Origin of the sequence: Streptosporangium becharense (genome assembly GCF_014204985.1) — a bacterium.
Taxonomy (GTDB): Bacteria; Actinomycetota; Actinomycetes; order Streptosporangiales; family Streptosporangiaceae; genus Streptosporangium; species Streptosporangium becharense.
Window position 1 is genome coordinate 6,584,368 of the sequence record NZ_JACHMP010000001.1, and the last position, 18,169, is coordinate 6,602,536.

General features: G+C 71.9%; 12 protein-coding genes, 4 tRNA genes and 1 riboswitch. Of the genes, 7 read left to right on the forward strand and 9 right to left on the reverse strand.

Annotated elements, in window-relative coordinates; all coding sequences use genetic code 11:
• Positions 1-8: 8 nt before the first annotated feature.
• From F4562_RS28690 to F4562_RS28720, 7 genes are all read right to left on the reverse strand, one after another.
• A complete protein-coding gene (locus tag F4562_RS28690; protein WP_184541341.1) occupies positions 9-1,898 on the reverse strand; it encodes an endonuclease/exonuclease/phosphatase family protein in 1,890 nt (629 codons plus the stop codon).
• 140 nt (positions 1,899-2,038) lie between these two features.
• Positions 2,039-3,106, reverse strand: coding sequence for a hypothetical protein (locus F4562_RS28695; protein ID WP_184541340.1), 1,068 nt, complete (start codon positions 3,104-3,106; stop codon positions 2,039-2,041).
• Between the two features lie 325 nt (positions 3,107-3,431).
• Positions 3,432-3,503, reverse strand: a tRNA-Val gene (locus tag F4562_RS28700).
• Positions 3,504-3,516: 13 nt separating this feature from the next.
• Positions 3,517-3,588, reverse strand: a tRNA-Gly gene (locus F4562_RS28705).
• A 72-nt stretch (positions 3,589-3,660) separates the two neighbouring features.
• Positions 3,661-3,731 (reverse strand) — tRNA-Cys (locus F4562_RS28710).
• Positions 3,732-3,753: 22 nt separating this feature from the next.
• Positions 3,754-3,828, reverse strand: a tRNA-Gly gene (locus F4562_RS28715).
• A gap of 80 nt (positions 3,829-3,908) precedes the next feature.
• The gene (locus F4562_RS28720) at positions 3,909-6,038 is read right to left on the reverse strand and encodes a peptidoglycan recognition protein family protein (RefSeq protein ID WP_184541339.1); all 2,130 of its coding nucleotides are present in this window, start codon (positions 6,036-6,038) and stop codon (positions 3,909-3,911) included.
• Positions 6,039-6,190: 152 nt separating this feature from the next.
• Between F4562_RS28720 and F4562_RS28725 the strand changes: the two genes are divergently transcribed.
• The 6 genes from F4562_RS28725 (at position 6,191) to F4562_RS28750 (ending at position 14,315) form a co-directional block, all read left to right on the forward strand.
• Positions 6,191-6,466 (forward strand): hypothetical protein, encoded by a 276-nt coding sequence (locus tag F4562_RS28725; protein ID WP_184541338.1) that lies wholly within the window; start codon positions 6,191-6,193, stop codon positions 6,464-6,466.
• Positions 6,467-6,488: 22 nt separating this feature from the next.
• On the forward strand, positions 6,489-8,309 hold the full coding sequence (gene glmS / locus F4562_RS28730; protein ID WP_184541337.1) for a glutamine--fructose-6-phosphate transaminase (isomerizing): 1,821 nt from the start codon (positions 6,489-6,491) through the stop codon (positions 8,307-8,309).
• Between the two features lie 131 nt (positions 8,310-8,440).
• Positions 8,441-9,463, forward strand: coding sequence for a tripartite tricarboxylate transporter substrate-binding protein (locus F4562_RS28735; RefSeq protein WP_184541336.1), 1,023 nt, complete (start codon positions 8,441-8,443; stop codon positions 9,461-9,463).
• A 4-nt stretch (positions 9,464-9,467) separates the two neighbouring features.
• Positions 9,468-9,668, forward strand: a riboswitch (cobalamin riboswitch).
• A gap of 115 nt (positions 9,669-9,783) precedes the next feature.
• Positions 9,784-12,102: a ribonucleoside-diphosphate reductase subunit alpha gene (locus F4562_RS28740; RefSeq protein ID WP_184541335.1), complete on the forward strand. Its 2,319-nt coding sequence runs from the start codon at positions 9,784-9,786 to the stop codon at positions 12,100-12,102.
• A gap of 34 nt (positions 12,103-12,136) precedes the next feature.
• Positions 12,137-13,132 (forward strand): ribonucleotide-diphosphate reductase subunit beta, encoded by a 996-nt coding sequence (locus F4562_RS28745; protein WP_184541334.1) that lies wholly within the window; start codon positions 12,137-12,139, stop codon positions 13,130-13,132.
• Positions 13,133-13,238: 106 nt separating this feature from the next.
• Positions 13,239-14,315 (forward strand): mechanosensitive ion channel family protein, encoded by a 1,077-nt coding sequence (locus tag F4562_RS28750; RefSeq protein ID WP_311733978.1) that lies wholly within the window; start codon positions 13,239-13,241, stop codon positions 14,313-14,315.
• Positions 14,316-14,338: 23 nt separating this feature from the next.
• On the opposite strand, the gene F4562_RS28755 is transcribed toward F4562_RS28750, so the two are convergent.
• On the reverse strand, positions 14,339-15,355 hold the full coding sequence (locus F4562_RS28755; RefSeq protein ID WP_184541332.1) for a DUF5685 family protein: 1,017 nt from the start codon (positions 15,353-15,355) through the stop codon (positions 14,339-14,341).
• A 334-nt stretch (positions 15,356-15,689) separates the two neighbouring features.
• On the reverse strand, positions 15,690-16,916 hold the full coding sequence (gene glgC, locus F4562_RS28760; protein ID WP_184541331.1) for a glucose-1-phosphate adenylyltransferase: 1,227 nt from the start codon (positions 16,914-16,916) through the stop codon (positions 15,690-15,692).
• 48 nt (positions 16,917-16,964) lie between these two features.
• On the opposite strand from glgC, the gene glgA reads away from it, so the two are divergent.
• Entirely contained in the window at positions 16,965-18,158 is a 1,194-nt protein-coding gene (glgA, locus tag F4562_RS28765; RefSeq protein WP_184541330.1) for a glycogen synthase, read from the forward strand.
• Positions 18,159-18,169 lie beyond the last annotated feature (11 nt).

Genomic DNA, 18,169 nt, shown 5'->3' on the forward strand with positions numbered 1-18,169 from the left:
GGCGGACACTACCCGCCGGGGGGCCGGTCAGGCTCCGGCACCAGGGTGACCGCGATCGGGCGGTGGTCGGAGTGCGGGACATCGGGGTTGGCGTGGTCCGCACCGGTGAAACCCGGGGTGACGAGCACGTGGTCGATCTGCTCGACCGGGCGGTCACCGCCCGGGACGGTGGTGAAGGGCCTGACCGGGGCGGCGGGGTCGGTCAGGCCCGAGCCCAGCAGCACCTGCCAGGCCCGGTCGCCTGGCTCCAGGTTGAGGTCACCGGCCACGATCACCGGGTCACCGCCTCCGGCCGCGTCCCGGACGATCCGGCCGAGCTGCTCGACCTGGCCGAGCTCGCGCCAGCCGGGCGGCGGCTGCAGGTGGGTGCCGATCACGGTGATCGGCCGCCCCCGCCAGCGCAGGCCCACCTCCAGCGCCTGCGCGCCGGTCGGGCCGCCCCGGACGAGCACGTGGTTGCGGATGGACGTGATCGGCAGGTTGGTGAGCAGCGCGTCCCCCCACACCTCGTCGGCGGCCGGGGCCCAGATGTAGTGCATGCCCAGCCGCTCGGCGATCAGCCGGACCCCGTCGTGGCCGCCGTTGAGCAGCCAGCCCCGGTCGGCCTCACCGAGCACCACCACGTGCGGCCGCATCGCCCTGAGCGTGTCGGCCTGCTGCTCCAGCGAGAGCCTGCCGGACTCGCCGAACCCCATCCGGATGTTGTACGCCGCGATCCGCAGCCCGTCACCCGCCGGCTGCCAGCGGGGCCGCTCGCCCTGCCACAGCGGCACGGCCGCCACCAGGGCGACGGCCGCCGCGGCGGCGGCGAAGAACCCGCGGCCGGGGGAGACGCGCGGCAGGCCCGTCCCGGCGAGCCCCACGGCCGCGACCACCAGCGCCGCGGTCACCGGCACCCACTGGTTGGGCAGGTAGAGGTCGTAGGCCGCGTAGTAGCCGAAGACGAGTACGACGAACAGCAACATGCCCCCGGCCGCGGCCAGGCCCCGGCGGACCGGACGGTCGGGGCCCGGGACGGTCGCGGCGTGCGCCAGGCAGGCCGCCAGCGCGACCTGGCCGACGAACTGCGCGGCGATCGTCCATACGGGCGCCACACCGTGGATCCCGTCCACGGTGACCCTGCCCAGGGTGAGGGCCACCGCGGACCCCACCAGGGCGACCGCGGGCAGCAGCGGACGCCGCAGGAACGGCACCGCGGCAGGTGCCGCCGACAGCACCGCGAACATCGCCACCCCAACGGCCGCCGCCTGCTGGGCCGAGACGGTCGCCGCCTGGGCGTGCGCGGCGTTGCCCGTGTAGAGGCCCCACAGCAGCACGGCCGGGCCGATCGCCAGCCAGGCGCGCGGCGCGCCGGAACGTTCCTCCCCCTGGGACGCGGCTGCCTCCCCGGAGGTCGCGGCCCGGTTCAGGGCCCAGCCGAACAGCGCCAGCTCCGCCGCCAGCAGCAGCCACGGCAACGGTCCCGGGCGCCACATCAGGTCGATGCCGTCCAGTGCCGTGTGGACCACCGTGGCGACCGCCAGACCGGTGATCACACCCGCCGTCACGGGCCGGGCGTCCCGGCTGCCCATCGCGGTCGCCACCAGCCAGACCAGCCCGGCCAGCAGCCCGGCGCTCGCCACGTACAGCTGCGGGCCGCCACCGTCGGTCAGTTGCAGCCCCAGCCGGGCCAGGAGCAGCAGCACCCCGGCGCCGAGGGCCGTCGACGAGGGCCGGACGCGCCGGGCCAGCGGTACCGCGAGGAAGGCCAGGACGAACCAGGACAGGGCGTACAGGCCCATCAGCTCGGCGGGGGTGCTGCCCGCCCGGCCGAAAAGCGTGATCATCGACGGCAGGAAGACCCGCAACACGTCGACCAGCACGACGACGCCCAGGGTGACGTCCAGGCGGACCCGCATGTTACCTCCAGAGAACGCGGGCCATCCTCGCCTTCTTCGGAGGCGGTGACAAGAGCGTTCCGGACCGGAGGCCGTCCGCCACCGGGACTACGGCGGACGGAGACCCGGTGGTGTCACGCCCGCGTCACGTCACCTACGCCTCACGAAGGCTCGCCTCGGCAGTCTCCGGGCGGTGTGGTGGGCCTGTCGCCGCGGTCCGCGGCGGAAGACCCGTTCCGGTGGTCCCCGGGAGCGGGAGGCGCGTCCCGGTGGTCCCCGAGCGGGGGAGACCCGTTCCGGTGGTCTCCCGGCGCGAGAGGCGCGTCGCGCGGCGGGGGAGGGCCGTCCAGGTGACGGAACGCCTCGTGCGCCGAGTGGAAGCTGTCGCGCAGCGCCCGCCTGAGCGTCTCGGCGTCGTCGCTCAGGTAACCGATCTCCGGTGCGGAGAATCGCGCCGCACCCGTCTCCGCGACGAGCTGCTCATACTCGGGCAGGTGCTGCCGGAGCACGTCGAGCTGGCTCTGAGCGCGCAGCGCCTTCTCCGCCTCCGCCACGTGCCCGGCGTAGCGTTCCAGGGCCTCCACCCGGGCCACGACGGCGGCCTCGCTGGCGCTCAGGGCACGTTCCAACGGGACCATCGCGGCGGTCACCTCAGGGCTTCTGCCGCCCCGGGCGAGGTTGCGGTGCTTGGCCCGCAGCGCCGAGAGCTTGGTCAGCAGCCGGGCGATCTCCCACTCCTCGGCCGGCAGCATCACCGCGTTGCGCACCCTGTCGAGCATGCCCAGCGCGTTGACCCGCGAATGGACGATGAAGTCGATCGCCCGCTGAACCCGGCCGAGCAGGTTCCTGGCGCCGTAGTCGAAGTCCTCCAGGATCAGGTAGTGCCCCTGCCACTGCTGCGAGTGGCGGTACAGGACGTTCTCCTCGGAGTCGATCGGCGAGGGCTTCCTGGCGATGTACACCACGCTGAGGATGGTGCCGTACACGCTGACCATGCTGCCGAACAGGAAGGCCGCCACCCCCGGGGCCGGTACGGCGAGGGGGACGGCGGCGAGCGCGCCGAGCCCCGTCGTGGCGCCGAAGACACCCAGCAGCGGCCTGGGGATCCGCGGGCCGTCGGTCGCCCGTGGGGTCCGCCCGGTCCGGAAGCGGTACAGCAACGGCCCGTTCCGGCGAAGAAGATCGGCGACGTCCGCGGGCACCTCCGGGTCGACCACCACGCGTTGCACAGGCTCGCCCCCTTCAGCGTGGATCAAGAGCATAGCGATTAACCTGGTTTAAGGTTATGCGTCCTCCTATGGTGCCTCTTTGCTCGCCCGAACCGGAGGGCAAAAAGATGATCGTAATGTTTTGCGAGGCGGCCCGGCTCCTCTGCGGTCCCCTCCCGCCGCCGGTGGAGCGGTCCGGGAGAGCGTGAACGGCCGGGCGGGAATCGGCGCGGGCGGCGAGGGCTCGACCCTCCCGGGAAGGGTGCGGCGCACAGGGACGCGGCGGAGCCGCGAGGGAACGGGCGGGAAAAGGAAAATCCCAGGCCGCGGCCTGGGATTTCTCGAGTGGACGATACTGGGATTGAACCAGTGACCTCTTCCGTGTCAGGGAAGCGCTCTCCCGCTGAGCTAATCGTCCTCGGGTGAACCAGAGCGGAAGACGGGATTCGAACCCGCGACCCTCACCTTGGCAAGGTGATGCTCTACCACTGAGCCACTTCCGCGTGTGCTTCGGGTTTCCCCTCGGCGCCTGCACTACCTTACCGGATCCCGGAAGGTCCGACGGTCGTGCACTGAGGTGGAGACGGGATTTGAACCCGTGTAGACGGCTTTGCAGGCCGTTGCCTCGCCTCTCGGCCACTCCACCAGACAGGCCCGCGAGGACCTGCTGGAGCGGAAGACGGGATTCGAACCCGCGACCCTCACCTTGGCAAGGTGATGCTCTACCACTGAGCCACTTCCGCGTGTCACCCGGCCACCTGCTCCGGGACACGTGGAAAACTCTAGCGCCTCCCCGGGGTGGATGCGCGCAACCGGAGGATCTTCAGCCGGGAAGCAGCCTGACGTCGGCGGCCCGGACGTACATGATCCGGTGCCCGAACTGGATCTGCCGGTACCGGGTCGCACCCCGGACGATCCGGTGCCCGGCCGGGTCGAAGCCGGCCGCCCGGAGATAGGAGGAGCGGACGGTCATGCCGACGCTATAGGCCTGCCCGGCGGGCATCGAGTACTGCAACGGGGCCTGCTCCTGCACCGGGACGCCCTCGGGGTAGGCGGCCTTCTCCGGGTAGGCCCTGCCATAGACCTTCACCGAGGAGAGGCCCGGCCTGGGCGTCACCAGAGGGCCGGAGGCGGTCACGGACGTACGGGCGTCCTCCGGGTCGAGGAACCACGCCTTCTGTCCCAGGTACCAGATCGCGGTCCAGTCGCCCCTGCGCTCGGCGAACGCGTAACGCTGGCCGGTGGAGGCGCGGGCGGCGTGGTCGTAGACGCTGTAACTGGAGCCGCCGCCGGCGTGTTTGCCGACGTCCTTCACCAGCGGGGCGGTGGCGGAGGGGCGGGTGCGCAGCCAGACCGACGCGCCGCCCAGGCGGGGGCAGCCCCCCTTGCAGCCGGTGAAGCCGGGGGCGTTGGTGGCGTACTCCGGTCTGATCAGCACCGAGCGGACGGTCTCCTCCTCCGCCGGTGTCCGGCCCGGCCCGCTCACCAGCCTGACCTCCGGGGCGTCGAACGGCTCGCCGAGCAGCTCGAAGTAGTGGTCCCAGTCCCAGTAGGGGCCGGGGTCGTCGTGCATGCCGCGCACGGTGTCCGGGGTGGGCCCCGGCACGTTGTCGTGGCCGAGGATGTGCGACCGGTCCAGGGGGATGTCGTACTCGGCCGCGAGGTGGCGGACCAGCCTGGCCGACGAGCGGTACATCGCCTCGGTGAACCAGGCGCCGCCCTTGGCCAGGTAGCCCTCGTGCTCCAGGCCGATGGAACGGGAGTTGACGTACCAGTTGCCCGCGTGCCAGCCGATGTCACGCGCCCGCAGGTGCTGGGCGATGTGGCCGTCGCTGGAGCGGAGGGTGAAGTGCCAGCTCAGGTAGGAGGGGTTCTTGGCCAGGCGGGTCATGACGTCGTACGTCGTCTCCCCGTCGTGGATGACGATGTAGTCGATCGGGCGGTCGCCGTCGAACCGGTCGTGGTTGCCGTACCCGCCCTTCTTGAGGCGTTTGTACGTGGCGGGGATCCACGTGCAGGAGACGTCCGCCGGGCAGTCGGGGCCGGCCGCCGCGCGGCGCCGGGCCGTGCGGTCGCGGGGCACGGGCAGGTCCGGGGTCGCCGGGAGCGAGACCTGCTCGCCGTCGTCGGTCACCCGCGCGGCCCCGGACCGGATCGTCGCGAAGACCTCGTCGGCGAAGGACCGCGCGGCCTTCGTGCGGGCCAGGCTCAGGTCGGCCGCGTAGCCGTGCCGCGCCGCGTCCGCGCGCCGTTCGTGCGGGGCGGGCGGGGGAGGGGCGGTGGTGCCGGCGTGGACGCCGGAGTAGCGTGCCACGGCGTCGTACCAGCGTGCCGGGCCGCCGCCGGTCCTTCCGCCGGTGCGCCGCTGGTAGTCGGCGAGCAGCGCGGCGCCGCCGCGGATGTTGGCGGACGGGTCCTCGCGCAGCACCTCGGCCGGGATGCCGGTCAGCTCGGCGGCGCGTCCCAGGGTGTCCTCCGGCGGTGTCACCGCCGTGCGCGGGACGCGCGCCACGTGCGGCCGGGTCTCGTCTCCGCGCCGGTCCTCTCCCGCCCCGTGCGGGCGGCCCGGCTCGGCCCGGCCGTCGACGAGGTGCATCGGTCCGTAACCCGCCGAGACGCTGGGCAGCCCGGCGTTGCCGTCCCACCGGGACTCCAGGTAGGAGACCGCCAGCAGCACGCTCTCCGGCACCCCGTACTCCCGTGCAGCCCCGGCGAAGTCCGCTTGTCTCCCGGGCCCCGCCTGTCTCCGGAGTACGGCGGGTTCACCGGGCCCCGCCTGTCTCCCGGGCTGCTCGCGTCCGCCGGGCTGCGGCGGCGCCGGGTTCCCCGGCCTTCCCGACCGGCCGGCGTGCCCCGGCCGGTCGGGCCGTTCGGCGGAGGCGGCCCCTCCCAGGGCGGCCGGGACCAGCGCCGTGAGCACGGCGACGGCTGCGATCCCTGACAGATGACGCATAGTGGTCCTTCCCCCGATCGGCCACTCAAGGTGATGTTGAGATTACTGATTGTCGCCATCCGGTGTCGGATTGCTGGGTCGAAGCGCGCTCTTGCCCGAAAACGGGCAGAAAACTTGGTGATCTCCCTTCGGTTTGCGTATGGTCCTGCTCTGTGTCCACGGCACGGCATCCCCACGAGGACCTCATCGCCCATCTGACCCGCACGAGCGCGCTCGGCCCGGGAGAGGCGGCGCGGGTCGTGGCGGACGTGCTGGCCTACTTCTCCGAGCCGGTCGAGGACTTCGTCCGGCGGCGTCACACGGAGCTGAGGGCGAGGGGCCTGATCAACGACGAGATCTTCCCCAGGGTGGCCGCGGAGCTCGCGCTCCGCCGTGTCGCGGCACCGGAACTCTCCCTGCGCCAGCTGCGCCGGATCGTCTACGGGTAACACGGGTAGAAGGAGCTGTCAGATGTGCGGAATCGTGGCCTACGTCGGGCCGAAGGACGCGGCGCCCATCCTGCTGGAGGGGTTGCAGCGCCTTGAGTACCGGGGGTACGACTCGGCCGGGCTGGTGGTCTCCAACAAGGGCCTGAAGCTGCGCAAGGTCAAGGGCCGGGTGGCCGACCTGGCGGCGGTCGTGCCCGCGCGGTTCAAGGGCGGGTTGGGCATCGGCCACACCCGCTGGGCCACCCACGGCGCGCCGAGCGACGTCAACGCCCACCCGCACCTCTCGGGGGACGAGCGCATCGCGGTCGTGCACAACGGCATCATCGAGAACGCCGACGAGCTGCGCGTCAAGCTGGAGGCCGACGGCGCGGTCTTCGTGTCCGAGACCGACACCGAGGTGCTGTCCCACCTGATCGCCCGCACGGTCAAGGAGGCCGACTCCCTCGTGGAGGCGGTCCGGGTGGCGCTCAAGCGGGTCGTCGGCACCTACGGCGTCGCGGTGCTCGACGCCGAGCGTCCCGGCGAGGTGGTCGTCGCCCGCAACGGCAGCCCGATCGTGCTGGGCATCGGCGAGAAGGAGATGTTCGCCGCCTCCGACGTGGCCGCCCTGGTCCGCTACACCCGTCAGGTGGTCCACCTGGAGGACGGCGAGATCGCGGTGCTGAAGGCCGACGGGTTCAACACCTTCGCCAGCGACGCCCGGGAGACGGCCAAGGAGCCGCTGACCGTCGACTGGGAGGCCGGTCACTACGACACCGGCGGCTACGAGCACTACCTGCTCAAGGAGATCTCCGAGCAGCCCGAGACGCTGGCCAGGACGCTCCGCGGGCGCCTGGACGACCGCTTCCACATCGCCCACCTCGGCGGGCTCAACATGGACGCGCGGGAGACCCGCTCGTTCCGCCGGGTGAAGATCATCGGCTGCGGCTCCGCGTACTACTCGGGGCAGATCGGCGCCCAGCTCATCGAAGAGCTGGCGCGCATCCCGGCCGACGCGGAGCCGGCCAGCGAGTTCCGCTACCGCGGCCCGGTCGTGGAGGCCGACACCCTCTACGTGGCCATCAGCCAGTCGGGGGAGACCTACGACACCCTCGCCGCGGTCCAGGAGCTCAAGCGCAAGGGCGGCCGGGTGCTCGGCATCGTCAACACCGTGGGCAGCGCCATCGCCCGCGAGTGCGACGGCGGCGTCTACCTGCACGCCGGGCCCGAGGTCTCGGTGGCGAGCACGAAGGCGTTCACCTCGACCGCCGTGGCCTTCGCCCTGCTCGCGCTGCACCTGGGCCGGGTGCGCGACCTCTCGCCGGCCGACGGCCGCCGCATCTGCGAGGGCCTGCGCAGGCTGCCCGACCAGATCAAGGAGATCCTCGCGCTGGAGCCGCAGATCAAGGAGCTGGCGGAGAAGTACGCCGAGGTGCCGAGCATGATGTTCGTCGGCCGGGTCCGGGGCTACCCGGTGGCCCGAGAAGGCGCGCAGAAGCTCAAGGAGATCTCCTACGTCCACGCCGAGGCGTACCCGGCCAGCGAGCTCAAGCACGGGCCGCTGGCGCTGATCGGCCCGGGGATGCCCACGGTGGCGATCGTCCCCGACGACGAGCTGCTCGACAAGAACCTCACCACGCTGGGCGAGATCCGTGCCCGGGGCGGGCGGGTGCTCATGGTCGGGCACCGCGCCGCCGACCCCAAGCTGGCCGACGACTGCGTCGTGGTGCCGCGCAACGAGATCGAGCTGGACCCGATCCTGCTGACGATCCCGCTCCAGCTCTTCGCCTACCACGCGGCCGTGGCGCTGGGCCGGGACGTCGACAAGCCCCGCAACCTGGCCAAGAGCGTCACGGTGGAGTAGATCCACCCACTCCGCATCTCCTCGGTGCGGCCCCCTCGGTAAGGGCTCGGCGATAACGGCCCCGGGCGTGTGACATGAGGTGACACGCGGGTAGCCCGAGATGTACGGGGTGCCGGGGGGGAGGGGCGCTCATGCGCCGCAGGGGGTTTCTGGCGCTGGTCACCGGGGTGGTGGCCGCCGCGGGCTGCGGCCCGGCCGGCGGTCCGGCCGGCACGGCGGTCGACCGGCTGTCCGTCGTCGCGCCCGCCGTCCGCGGGCAGGGCTGGGAGGCGATGCCGCGCACCCTGGCCGGGGTCCTGACCCGGTGCCGCCTGGCCAGGGCCGTCGAGATCGTCGACCACCCGGCCGGGGCGGGCTCCGCCGTCCTGGACCGGCTGGGTTCCCCCGGCGGCCCCTTCACGGGCGAGGGCAGGGTGCTCGTCGCCGGGATGTCACTGGTGGCGGGTGCGGAGATCGCCGGCACCGCCCCCCTGGTCGGCGCCACCACCCCGCTCGCCCGCCTCGTGGGCGACTGGGCCGCCCTGGTCGTCCCGGACGGCTCCCGGCTGCGTTCCTTCGACGACTTCGCCGCCGGCGTCCGCCGGGACCCGGCGGGGCTGGCGGTCGGCGGCCGGCTGGAGGGCGGCTCGGACCACGTGCTCTACGGCATGATCGGCAAGTGCCTGGGGGCCGACGCCCGGCTGCTCGACTACGCCGGGTACCTCACCGCGGCGGACGCCGCCGAGGCGCTTCACCTCGGCCGGGTGGCCGCGCTCCTGGGGCCGGCCCGGTCGTTCCGGTCCGGGATCGCCGCCGGCCGGCTGCGTCCCCTGGTGGTCTCCTCGGGGGAGCGCGTCGACGGGATCGACGCGCCGACGCTCATGGAGCTGGACGTCCGGCTGGAGTACAGCGACTGGTGCGGCCTGCTCGGCCCGGCGCGCATGGCGGAGGCGGACCTGGACGCGGCGGTCGCCCTGTGTGACAGGATCGACGCGGCCCCCGACTGGCGGGCCCGGTGCGCGGCCAACGGCTGGAGCCGGGTCTATCTCAGCGGCGACGACTTCCGCCAGTGGTTGTCCACCGAGACGGCGCGCACCCGCGAGGTGCTGCATGACCTCGGACTGTTGAAGTCTTCCGACACAACTTGTTGGGGTAGTTGCGTCCGACGCCACTAGATGTAGGATCCTGCTCGTTGCTGGTTCGCCCCGGGAGGGGCGACGAGAGAGGGAACCCGGTGAGATTCCGGGGCTGCCCCGCAGCGGTGAACGGGAACGAAAGCCGTCATTGAGCACTGGGTGCGTCATGCCCGGGAAGCGACGGCCGGTAGGCGTGTGCACGGTGCCCGTGAGTCCGAAGACCTGCCGGTGACGTAAGTGTCCAGGGCCTCGTGGGAGGGCCCGCGGACGAGGCGGTCCGGCGTGCCCGGAATCGCTCGTATCCGCGTGCCCGTCCTCCGGGAGCCGCACGGGGAATTCGAACGAGCGAGGGGCAGGACGTGACGCACACCGTGGTCGACGCCGCAGGGGAGACCGCCGGAACGGGCGGGCAGGACGCCGCCGGGCGGGACGCCGGGACGGGAATCCGGGGCACGCGGACCGGTGGGACCGGTGGGGCGTCGGAGGCCGACCGCAGACTGGCCATCGACGAGGCCGCGGCCCGGGTCATCACCGACCCGGAGAACTCCAGGGTCGCCGCCGGGTTGCTGGCCGGGCTGATCGCCGACGAGGCCGCCGGGCACGGCGTCTTGAGCTTCTCCGACTCCGTCGCCGCCACCCACGCGGCCGGACTGGTCGCCGACCGGCTGGCGGAGTTCGTGGCCGTCAACGCCGCGGCGCTGGACGCGCTGGTCGACACCGGGGCCGACGACCGGTTCGAGTACTTCGGGCTGCGCACGGTCTACGACCGCTACCTGCTGCGCCACCCGGAGACCCGCAGGGTCCTGGAACGCCCGCAGCACTTCTTCCTGCGGGTCGCCTGCGGCCTCTCGGAGACGGTCTCCGAGGCCGCCGAGCTCTACCGGCTCATGGCGACGCTGTCCTACCTGCCCAGCTCGCCCACCCTGTTCAACTCCGGCGCGCGCCGGCCCCAGCTGTCGTCCTGCTTCCTGCTCGACTCCCCGCGCGACGAGCTGGAGGCCGTCTACGAGCGCTACGGTCAGGTCGCCCGCCTGTCGAAGTACGCCGGGGGCATCGGCATCTCCTGGAGCCGGGTCCGCTCCCGGGGGTCGCTGATCCGGGGCACCAACGGCCACTCCAACGGCATCGTGCCGTGGCTGCGCACGCTCGACGCCAGCGTCGCCGCGGTCAACCAGGGCGGCCGCCGCAAGGGTGCGGCCTGCGTCTACCTGGAGACGTGGCACGCCGACATCGAGGAGTTCCTGGAGCTGCGCGACAACACCGGCGAGGACGCGCGCCGCACGCACAACCTGAACCTGGCGAACTGGATCCCGGACGAGTTCATGCGCCGGGTCGAGGCCGACGGCACCTGGTCGCTGTTCGACCCCAAGGACGTCCCGCACCTGGTCGACCTGTACGGCGCCGCCTTCGACGAGGCGTACCGCGCCGCCGAGGCCGAGGGACGGTTCGTCAGGCGGATCCCGGCCCGCACCTTGTACGGCCGGATGATGCGCACCCTCGCCCAGACCGGCAACGGCTGGATGACTTTCAAGGACGCCGCGAACCGGACCTCCAACCAGACCGCGCGTCCCGGGAACGTCATCCACCTGTCGAACCTCTGCACCGAGATCCTGGAGGTCACCAGCGACGCGGAGACCGCCGTCTGCAACCTGGGCTCGGTCAACCTCGCCGCCCACCTGGACGCCTCCGGCGGCGACCTCGACTGGACGCGGCTGCGCGCCACCGTCCGCACCGCGGTGCGCTTCCTGGATCGCACCATCGACCTGGGCTTCTACCCGACCTCCGAGGCCGAGGCGGCCAACCGGCGCTGGCGTCCGATCGGGCTCGGCGTGATGGGCCTGGCCGACGTGCTGTTCGCGCTGCGCCTGCCGTTCGACGCCCTCGAGGCGATGGCGCTGTCCACCCGGATCTCCGAGGAGATCGCGCTCGCCGCGTACGCCACCTCCGCGGACCTGGCCGTCGAGCGGGGCCGCCACCCCTCCTACGACGACACCAGGGCCGCCGCCGGGGTGCTGCACCCCGACCACTACGGGGCGGGGACCTCCGCGGAGTGGACCACGCTGCGCGAGCGGATCGCGGTGACCGGCCTGCGCAACTCGCTGATGGTCGCGATCGCCCCCACGGCCACCATCGCCTCCATCGCGGGCTGCTACGAGTGCATCGAGCCCCAGGTCTCCAACGTCTTCAAGCGCGAGACGCTCTCCGGGGAGTTCCTCCAGGTCAACCGATACCTGGTCCGGGATCTTTCGGCGCGCGGGCTGTGGACCCCGCAGATCCGCGACGCGATCAAGGCCGCCGACGGGTCCGTCCAGGACATCCCGCAGATTCCCGCGGACCTGAGGCTGCTCTACCGGACCGCCTGGGAGCTGCCGCAGAAGGCGCTGATCGACCTGGCCGCCGCGCGCGCACCGTACATCGACCAGTCGCAGTCGCTGAACCTCTTCATGGCCACCCCGACCATCGGCAAGCTCTCCTCGATGTACGCCTACGCCTGGAAGTCGGGCCTGAAGACCACGTACTACCTGCGCTCACGCCCGGCCACCCGGATCGCCCAGGCCACCGTGGCGTCCTCCGCGGCGTCCCCCGTGCGGCCCGCGGCGCCCGGCGGGCCCGTGCCCGACCCGGAGGCCGTCGCCTGCTCGCTGGAGAACCCCGAGTACTGCGACGCCTGCCAGTAGACGCCCCTCATCCCCTTCCGAAAGGCACCGCCCGATGCTGCTCGACCCCGGCATGGATCTCACCCTGCGGCCGATGCGCTACCCGGAGTTCTACGAACGCTTCCGGGCCGCGATCCGCAACACCTGGACCGTGGAGGAGGTGGACCTCGCCTCCGACCTGGCGGACCTGGCGAAGATGACGGCCGAGGAACGCCACCTGATCAACCGGCTCGTCGCGTTCTTCGCCACCGGCGACTCGATCGTGGCCAACAACCTGGTCCTCAACCTCTACCAGCACGTCAACGCACCCGAGGCGCGCCTGTATCTCAGCAGGCAGCTCTTCGAGGAGGCCGTGCACGTCCAGTTCTACCTGACCCTGCTCGACACCTACCTGCCCGACCCGGACGAGCGGGCCAAGGCGTTCGCCGCGGTCGAGCACATCCCCTCGATCCGCGACAAGGCGGAGTTCTGCTTCCGGTGGATCGACTCGCTGGGCGGGCTGACCCGGCTGGAGACCCGCGAGGACCGGCGGGCGTTCCTGCTCAACCTGATCTGCTTCGCGGCGTGCATCGAGGGTTTGTTCTTCTACGGTGCCTTCGCCTATGTTTACTGGTTCCGCTCCCGGGGCCTGCTCAGCGGCCTGGCCACGGGGACGAACTGGGTGTTCCGCGACGAGTCCCTGCACATGGAGTTCGCCTTCGGGGTCGTCGACACCGTGCGGGCCGAGGAGCCCGGCCTGTTCGACGACGAGCTCGCCGAGCAGGTCACCCGGATGCTGGAGGAGGCGGTGGCGGCCGAGCTGGCCTTCGCCGAGGACCTGTGCCGCGACGGCCTGCTCGGCATGAGCGCCGAGCGGATGCGCGAGTATCTGGAGTACGTCGCCGACCGGCGGCTGGCCCGGCTCGGGATGCCCGTCCGGTACGGCACGGCCAATCCGTTCGCGTTCATGGAGTTGCAGGACGTGCAGGAGCTGGCGAACTTCTTCGAGAGGAGGGTTTCCGCCTACCAGGTGGCGGTTGAGGGGAATGTCACTTTTGATGAGACTTTCTGATTTGTTGGCGATCTAGGGGGGAACCCTGTCCGGCGCAATGATCTTTCAGGAGGAAAGCACGAGGGGGACGCCGTCAGTGTCGGAATGGATCCTCATGATCGCTTCCGTGTTCGCAGCAGTGGTGGCCGTCGAGGCGGTGCGCCGGATTCTCCAGTCGCGGCTGATCGGGGAGAAATGGGTTCTCGCCGGTCCGCTGGTCCGCCGTTGCACCTGGCCGGGGTTCGCCGCGGCCGCGGTGGCCACGGCCTACACGGTCTACGAACCGGGCATGGCCGACAGGTCCGTCAGCGGGACGATCCAGCGGGTCCTCAGCCTGCTGATGATCGGGTGCGTCACCTGGCTGGTCATCCAGGCGGCCTACGCGGTCACCGACGTCGTCCTGGAACGGCTGATCAGCGTCGAGGGGGAGCGCAACCGCAAGGCCCGGCGGATCCGCACCCAGATCACCCTGGTCCGCCGGGTCGCCTCGGCGGTCATCATCGTGGTGGCACTGGGCGCGATGCTCTTCACCTTCCCCCAGGTGCGGGCGCTCGGCGCCGGGCTGCTGGCCTCGGCCGGGATCGCCGGCGTCGTGGTCGGCATCGCCGCCCAGGCGACCCTGGGCAACATGCTCGCCGGCCTGCAGCTCGCCTTCAGTGACGCGCTCCGCCTGGACGACGTCGTCGTGGTGAAGGGCGAGTGGGGCCGCATCGAGGAGCTGAGCCTGACCTACGTGGTGCTGCGGCTGTGGGACGAGCGCCGGCTGATCCTGCCGGTCTCCCACTTCACGGCCAACCCGTTCGAGAACTGGACCCGGCACAGCAGCCGGGTGATCGGCCACGTCTACTTCCGGGTCGACTGGTCGGTGCCGGTGGAGGAGCTGCGCGCCGAGCTCTATCAGGCCCTGCGCGCGCACCCGCTGTGGGACCAGAAGGACTGGACCCTCCAGGTCACCGACACCCTGCCCAGCGGGTTGCTGGAGCTGCGCGCGCTGATGAGCGCCGCCGACTCCGCCAGCGCCTGGGACCTCAAGTGCGACATCCGCGAGCACATGGTGACGTTCATCCGGGAGAAGTACCCCGAGTCGCTGCCCCGCTTCCGGGTGGACGCCGAGCCGTCGTCCCCGGCCGTGCCCGGTCTGTTCGCCGGGCCGGACGGCGTCCCGGGGCCGGGGCACCGGGACGGCACGCCGGACCTCTCCTGAGCGAGGGCCGCGCGGGCCTTCGCTCAGGAGCCGCAGTCGCAGTCGCAGCAGTTGCAGCACTCGCAGCAGTCGTCCAGGAGGCAGCGGTTCTTGCACGAGCTGTTCCGCTTGCGGCTCCATCGGGGCCGCCACAGACCGCAGGTGAGCAGGGTCCCGACCCCGGCGGCGGTCTTGCGGAACACCCCCGGCCGCTCGTACGACATGCCGAACGTCCGCTGTACGGCCCGGCGCACCTCGGCGCCGAGCAGCACGTCCACCAGGTGCCGGTCGGCGAGCTCCAGCTCGCGCAGCGCCAGCTCCAGGCCGTGCGCGGCGTCCTCGCAGAGCCGCCGCGCCTCCCGGGGCGGGGTGCCGGTCGCGGTGAGCGGGTTGAACGCCCCGCGGGCGGCGTCGTCCTCCAGGTCCTCCACCGCGTCCAGCAGATGGGCGATCCGGCCGAAGAACCGGCCCGCCTCCGCCAGGACCGCTGCGTTGCCGGGGGCACCCGCGAGGGCCGCGGTGTGCGCGAACGCGGCGGCGACGGCCTCCTCGGTGGGGCCGGTCAGCTCCAGCAGGGTCGCCCCGGGGCGGCCCTCCAGGTCGAGCTGGCGCTCGACCGTCGAGGTCAGTACGGCGGTGTCGAACCCGATCCCGGCACCCATCCTGGCCCCCGCCGCTTCCCAGCGGGCCGCCAGCCTCTCGCGGGCCGGGCCGGTGCCGCGGGCGGCGTCGCCGTCGGCCACATGGTCGCGCAGCCTGCCCGCCGCGAGGACCAGCGACACCGTGGCGGCCAGCCGTGCCCCCTCCGCCCGGGCGTCCACCACGTCCGCCGACCGGAACCCGCGCAGCGCGCAGGGGCCGGCGGTCCGGTGCGGGGAGCCCGCCGGGCTCTGCGCCTCGGTCAGCACCGAGAGGATCAGCCCGTCGTAGTTGGTGGCCAGCCGTGCCCCGTGCCCCTGCCTGTCGCGGAGGGTCAGGCACAGCCCGCACAGGTGCGCTCGCCAGGCGCGTTGCAGGGTCGGGCAGGAGTGGGAGCTACAGGGGCGAATTATGCCGAACATTTGATCTCGCATGCTTCGATGCGGCCTAGCCGCATATCGGGGGAATGTTCGGCAAGAATCTATCCTGCGGGGATCTCCAGGAACCCTGACTCCTCCCGAAGTGCGACAGGAAGCCGCCGTACCCGGGCACGCTGAGATCGGGAAGCGGCCGTACATCCTTGCGGCCCTGCGGCCGAGGGGCGGTCCGGGGCCCGGCCGGTGCGCGAATGGCCGGGACGGGGACCACGGGCGCCCGCGCCGGCGGCCCGGACCGATGATCCAGGCCGGCGCCGGCCGCCGGGACCCGGTGTGGACCCGGCGGCCGGTACGGACCCGGGCCGGCCGCCGGCCCGGGTCAGCGTTCCACGATCTCGTTCTTGCCGATGACGACGACGCCGCTGTTGGTCACCGCGAAGCGGCTGCGGTCGTACTCGGGGTCGAAGCCGATCCGGGCGCCGTCCGGGATGATCACGTTCTTGTCGATGATGGCCCGGCGGACGACGGCACCCCGGCCGATCTTCACATTGCCCATCAGCACCGAGTCCTCCACCTGGGAGTGGGAGTGCAGCACCACGCCCGGGGAGAGGATGGATCGCAGCGCCAGGCCACCCGAGACGATCGCGCCCGCGGAGACCAGGGAGTCGATCGCCCGGCCCACCCGGTCGCCGTCGTTGTGCACGAACTTGGCCGGGGGCAGCGGGTCGTGACCGGTGTAGATGGGCCACTGGCTGTTGTACAGGTTGAAGACCGGATGCGCCGAGATGAGATCCATGTGGGCCTCGTAGTAGGCGTCGAGCGTTCCCACGTCGCGCCAGTAGCCCCGGTCGCGCTCGGTGGAACCGGGCACGACGTTGTCGGCGAAGTCGTAGACCTCCGCGCTGCCCGACTTGACCATCATCGGAATGATGTTGCCGCCGAGGTCGTGCTTGCTCGTCGGGTCGAGCGCGTCCTCCCGCAGCGCGTCGATCATGGCCTGGGTCTTGAAGACGTAGTTGCCCATCGACGCGTAGACCTGGTCAGGCGCGTCGGCCAGGCCGACCGCGTCCTTGGGCTTCTCCCGGAAGGCGACGATGCGCCGCCCCGCGGGGTCGGTCTCGATCACCCCGAACTGGTCGGCCAGGGAGAGCGGCTGCCGGATCGCCGCCACGGTGACGTCGGCACCCGACTCGACGTGCTGCTGCACCATCTGCCGGGGGTCCATCCGGTAGATGTGGTCGGCGCCGAACACGATCACGTGGTCCGGCATCTCGTCGTAGATCAGGTTCAGGTTCTGGAACAGCGCGTCGGCCGAGCCGGAGAACCAGTGGGGCCCGAGGCGCTGCTGGGCGGGCACCGGCGTCACGTAGTTGCCGAGCATCGCCGACAGGCGCCATGTCCGGGAGATGTGCCGGTCGAGACTGTGGTTCTTGTACTGCGTCAGCACGACGATCTGCAGGTAGTGACCGTTGGCCAGGTTCGACAGCACGAAGTCGATAAGCCGGTATATCCCCCCGAACGGCACCGCCGGCTTGGCTCGATCAGCCGTCAGAGGCATGAGCCTCTTCCCTTCACCGCCGGCAAGCACAATCGCGAGGACTCTCATACCTGGACCTTAACCTGACGAACAGGGCTGAAACACTAGGCTGATCGTATGCGAGTGGATCTGCTGACCCGTGAATATCCCCCCGACGTCTACGGAGGGGCCGGTGTCCACGTCGAGTATCTCGCCCGGGAACTGCGCAGGCTGACCGACACCCGGGTCCGCTGCTTCGGCGCCCCCCGGCCCGGGGAAGGCGTGGAGGCGTACCGGGTGCCCGGCGGGCTGGAGACGGCCAACGCCGCGCTCCAGGTCCTCGGGGTCGACCTGGAGATGGCCGCCGCGTGCGAGGGTGCCGACCTGGTCCACAGCCACACGTGGTACGCCAACTTCGCCGGGCACGTCGCCAAGATGCTCTACGGCACGCCGCACGTGGTGACCACGCACAGCCTGGAGCCGCTGCGGCCGTGGAAGGCCGAGCAGCTGGGCGGCGGGTACACGCTGTCGTCGTGGGCCGAGCGCGGCGCGCTGGCCACCGCCGACGCGATCATCGCGGTCTCCGAGGGGATGCGGCGCGACGTGCTCGCCGCCTACCCGGAGATCGCGCCGGAGAAGGTCACGGTGATCCACAACGGGATCGACACCGCCGAGTACGCGCCGGACCGCGACACCGGTGTCCTGACCCGGCACGGCATCGACCCCGCCAGGCCGTACGTGGTGTTCGTGGGCCGGATCACCCGGCAGAAGGGCCTGGTCCACCTGCTGCACGCGGCCCGCGACTTCCACCCCGACGCCCAGCTGGTGCTGTGCGCCGGCGCGCCGGACACCCCGGAGATCGCCGCCGAGGTGACCGGCCTGGTCCGCGGGCTCGACCGCGAGGGCGTCGTGTGGATCTCGGAGATGCTCCCGCGGCCCGAGGTGATCCAGATCCTCACCCACGCCACGGTGTTCGTCTGCCCCTCGGTGTACGAGCCGATGGGCATCGTGAACCTGGAGGCCATGGCGTGTGAGACGGCGGTCGTGGCCACCGCGACCGGCGGCATCCCCGAGGTCGTGGCCGACGGCGAGACGGGGCTGCTGGTCCCGATCGAGGCGGGGGCCGACGGCACCCCGTACGACCCCGGCCGGTTCGCCGCCGACCTCGCCGAGAGGGTGAACCGGCTGCTGGCCGACCCCGCTCTCGCCGCGCGGATGGGCCGGGCCGGGCGGGTCCGCGCCGTGGAGCACTTCTCCTGGGAGCGGATCGCCGAGCGGACCGCCGACCTCTACCGGCGGGTGGCCCGCCAACAGGTCGCGCCGGCCGGCTGAGTGCCCCAGGG